The organism is uncultured Anaerococcus sp., from assembly GCF_947253225.1.
Lineage (GTDB): Bacteria > Bacillota > Clostridia > Tissierellales > Peptoniphilaceae > Anaerococcus.
The window spans coordinates 1-4,292 of sequence record NZ_CAMXYR010000090.1; the positions used below are offsets into that span (position 1 = coordinate 1).

The following is a 4,292-nucleotide window of genomic DNA, read 5'->3' on the forward strand; positions in this document are numbered from 1 at the left end:
ATTTTACTCAGTGATTATTTAAGTTATCTTAAATCTATAAGAGGTTTGTCAAAAAATACTATCAAAGAGTATCAATACGACTTAAATTTATTAATTAGGTTTATGATAGTAAGGAAATTTTATCATGGTGATGAAAAAAAATTTGATGATAATTTTAATGAAGAATCAATCAATGAACTTGTTAGCCCAAGTTTTTTTCAAGATTTAACCTTGCAAGATTTCTACTCCTACTTAAGTTTCTTAGATAACGAAAAAAATGATTTGGCTTCAACAAGGTCAAGAAAAATATCTGCTATAAAATCATTCTATAAGTATCTCTATTCAGAAATTGAAGTTATTGATTCAAATATTAGCGAAAAGTTAACAAACCCTAAAATTAGTCAGAGACAACCTATCTACCTAACTCTAAATGAGACTGAAAAACTTCTTGAGATAATTAATAAGGAAAAAAATGAATTTTTGAGGTCAAGAGATCTAGCTATAATTTTTACTTTTCTAACTACAGGTATGAGACTTTCAGAACTTGTAAGTATAAATATTACAGATATAGTTAGTGATCATTTTAATATTATAGGAAAAGGAAATAAAGAAAGAACTATATATTTAACAGCAAATTGTTTAAGATTAATTGATAATTATATAGTCGTAAGATCCAAATACCTTAAAAAAAATGACGTTTATGCCTTATTTATTTCTACTAGAAAAAAACGAATTTCAAATCGTGCTGTTCAAAGTACGATAGATAAGTACTTATCAAAGGCTGGGTTTGATACATCAATTTATTCCACACACAAACTTAGACATACAGCTGCAACTTTAATGTATAAATATGGTAATGTTGATATTAGAGCCTTGAAAGATATTTTAGGTCACACAAATATATCTACTACCCAAATTTATACTCACCTTGATGATGATGATTTGAAAAATGCTGTAAGGAAGAACCCATTATCAAACATAGATATTTAATAAAAATGTCACTAGATAATATTTATCTAATGACATTTTTTTGTTATATGAAATTCTCTTTTTTAAATCTATCAAGTACTACTTTTAGGGCAAGTTTTCCATGATTATAGTTTAAGCCACCTTGCAAATACACCATGTAAGGGTCTCTAAGAGGTCCGTCTGCAGATAGTTCTGATGTCGCCCCTTCTACAAATCCACCAGCCGCCATTATAACAGGATCCTCATAACCTGGCATAGGAAATGCTTCTGGAACAAGATTAGAATCTACGCTACAGGTCTCCTGAATAGCCTTACAAAAGGTTTTTACTTTTTCAGGATCCCTTAGCATTATAGATTGGACTATATCCGATCTTGGATCTGTGACATTAGGGATAACTTTGTAACCTAGCTCATTAAATACATAAGAAAAAAGCAAGCCGGTTTTCATAGCTTCTTTCACTACATGAGGAGCAAAGTATAATCCTTCGCTGACAAGTCTATTTGTTCCGAAGCTTAGTCCCTCATCTTTGCCTATCCCTGGAGCTGTAAGATGGTTAGCACAATACTCTATAAGGTCTTTTTTACCACAGATGTAGCCACCTGTAATTGCTATTCCGCCACCTAAATTTTTTATGAGCGAACCAGCTAAAATATCTGCTCCAACTTCTAAAGGTTCTTCAGTTTCTGTAAATTCACCATAGCAATTATCTACAAATATAATAGCATTAGGGCTGAATTTTCTAACTTCTTCAATAGCCTTTTGGATTTCAGATATGGTAAAAGCTCTTCTTAAAGTGTAACCTGTTGACCTTTGAATGAGGACAAGCTTTGTTTCGCTATCCACAACTTTACCTATATTTTCATAATCAATTTGATTATTATTCAATTTAAGCTTATTATACCTAATACCTCTTTCGATTAGATTTCCCTTTTTACTGCCTACAAGTCCTATCACCTGTTGCATAGTATCGTATGGATCATCCGTAATAGCTACTAATTTATCACCAGCATTTAATAAGGCGAAGAGGACTATGGATAAGGCATGGGTCCCTGAAACTATGCTTGGTCTAACTAGAGCATCTTCAGCCCTAAATATATCCGCAAATATAGATTCGATTTTATCTCTGCCATATTCAGCATAACCATAGCCTGTAGCTTGCGTAAAATCAGTTGTTTGAAGATCTGCTTTTTTGAAAGCAGACAAAACTTTCATTTGGTTATACTCTGAAATTTCATCAATTTCCTTAAATTTATCAGATAGTTTATCTTCGACTTCCTTTATTTTATAAGAGAAATCATTATCTATCTTATAGTTAATATAAATATCTTTATATATCATAAACTCCCTTTATTACATCTAAAATGATATTACTTGCATCATCCTTACTTATATTATCTAAAAGTATCTCATGTCCAAATCCAAAATTTAAATATTTCTTCATCCAAGTTATTTGCCTTTTAGCATACCTTCTCGTATTTCTTTGAATTAATTTTATTAAGTCCTCTTTACCTATTTTCCCATCAATATACATAAGAACCTCTTTGTAGCCAATTGCTGCCATAGATTGAGAATTTTCATCCAGATTGTACGAGTCGACAAGAGATTTAACTTCATCTATTAATCCATTTTCTATCATCGAAATAACTCGATTATTAATTGTATGATAAAGTGTATCTCTGTTTTTATAGTTTAAAAAGAAAACTAATGGTTCTATTTCTTTATTAAGTTTTCGTTCTCCAGTACGCATTTTTGATGGAACTTCTCCGCTTACATAGTATATTTCTAAAGCTCTTATAATTCTATTAACTTCATTAGGATGGTATCTTTCAGCACTTACGGGGTCAATTCTGATTAATTTGTCATACAAGTAATCCTTGCCTTTTGTATTAGCAAGCTCTATCATTTCGTTTCTATATGCTTGATTTTTCTTTACCTGACCATAATTCATTTCAAAAAGCAATGAATCAATATAAAATCCTGTTCCTCCAGCTACAATTGGTATACTATCATCATCATTTAACTTTTTAACAATATCTCTTGCTTGAATAGAGAAATCTTCAACAGAAAAATTTTCATTTGGGTTTACAAGATCTATCATAAAATGATCAATCTCAAAAATATCTTCTGTTTTATTAGTTCCTATATTCATGTATCTATAAACTTGCTGACTATCAGCAGAAATCACAGATGTATCTAGGTATTTAGCCAGATTTATAGCTATATCACTTTTTCCACTCGCTGTAGGACCAGTTATCACTACCAATCTATCTTTCAAAATATCTCTCCAACTCTCTTTCGCTAATTTTTACTAAAGTTGCCTTTCCATCAAAAGTTTTGTAAGGATTGTTCATCTTAGATAACTCTTCAATATACGATAAGGCTTCCTTCTCCCCTATCCCATCCCCTTTTCTAAAGGCTAAAGATAAATTCAATCTTTTAAGTTTTCCATATAAGTAATCTATATCTTTTTCATAATCAATATCTATAAGATTATAGAAAAAATCGAAGTTTTCTGGTAATTCAAAAATAAAAGGAACCGACCTTATCACAACTAAATCATCTCCTATTAGCTCAACATCAAAACCTAAATTTTTAATGGATTCTTCCTTTTCTTTAAACTTATCTATATCTATTTTACTTAGATTTAATATCTGTGGTTTTAAAAGCAGTTGGGTATCAATTTTTTTATTAATAAACTGGTCAAAGAATTTTGTTAAATTTACTTTCTCAGATGCTCTCCTATGGTCAAGTATATAAAGCTCATCTTTCATCTGGAAGATTGAGTACCTTGCAAATATAGAACATTTATAACTTAAATGCTTAAATTCTTCGATAAAGTTTTGTTCTACAAAGGCGGTATTAGCATTTGATTTATCATTTTTTATAGAACTATCCTTATCAACCTCATTCGAAAAATCAAATACGTTATTGTCAATATCAAAAAAGTCAGGTTCACCCCCACTAATAGGGCTGGATTTGGCCTCATATAGTCTTTCATCTTCATCTTCTTTAAAAAAATTGGATACCATATTGTATTTATTAAGTAAATCTGTGTAATCAGAAAAATCCAGAAGTTCACAATTTGATTTTTCACCTTTTGACACTTCATTAGGATTTAGTCTAGAATTTACTTTTTGATAAATTGCCTTATCAATAATATCTATTAAACTATCTTCATAAATAAATTTAATAACTTTCTTATTAGGATGTATATTAACATCAAGATTTTTAGGATTAGTTTCTATATTGATAAAAAATGCTGGAAACCTTCCACTAGGTATATTATTCCTATAAGCCTGTCTCTTATACACATCTGACGCTGCCGACGACCTAACACAGGTGT

General features: G+C 30.3%; 3 protein-coding genes and 1 pseudogene. 1 reads left to right on the forward strand and 3 read right to left on the reverse strand.

The window, feature by feature from the left end; translation table 11 throughout:
* Positions 1-969 (forward strand): tyrosine recombinase XerC (locus Q0W95_RS07560; RefSeq protein WP_297791474.1); only part of this gene is annotated, 969 nt, incomplete at its 5' end.
* 43 nt (positions 970-1,012) lie between these two features.
* Here Q0W95_RS07560 and Q0W95_RS07565 read toward each other — a convergent pair.
* The 3 genes and pseudogenes from Q0W95_RS07565 to Q0W95_RS07575 form a co-directional block, all read right to left on the reverse strand.
* Positions 1,013-2,287 carry an aminotransferase class I/II-fold pyridoxal phosphate-dependent enzyme gene (locus Q0W95_RS07565; protein WP_297791476.1) on the reverse strand — a complete coding sequence of 425 codons (1,275 nt, stop codon included), beginning with the start codon at positions 2,285-2,287 and terminating at the stop codon, positions 1,013-1,015.
* On the reverse strand, positions 2,277-3,224 hold the full coding sequence (gene miaA, locus Q0W95_RS07570) for a tRNA (adenosine(37)-N6)-dimethylallyltransferase MiaA (protein ID WP_297791478.1): 948 nt from the start codon (positions 3,222-3,224) through the stop codon (positions 2,277-2,279). The genes Q0W95_RS07565 and miaA overlap by 11 nt, the downstream gene beginning before the upstream one ends.
* Positions 3,214-4,292: pseudogene (locus Q0W95_RS07575) on the reverse strand (DNA mismatch repair protein MutL); the annotation flags it as partial. The gene miaA and the pseudogene Q0W95_RS07575, both read right to left, overlap by 11 nt.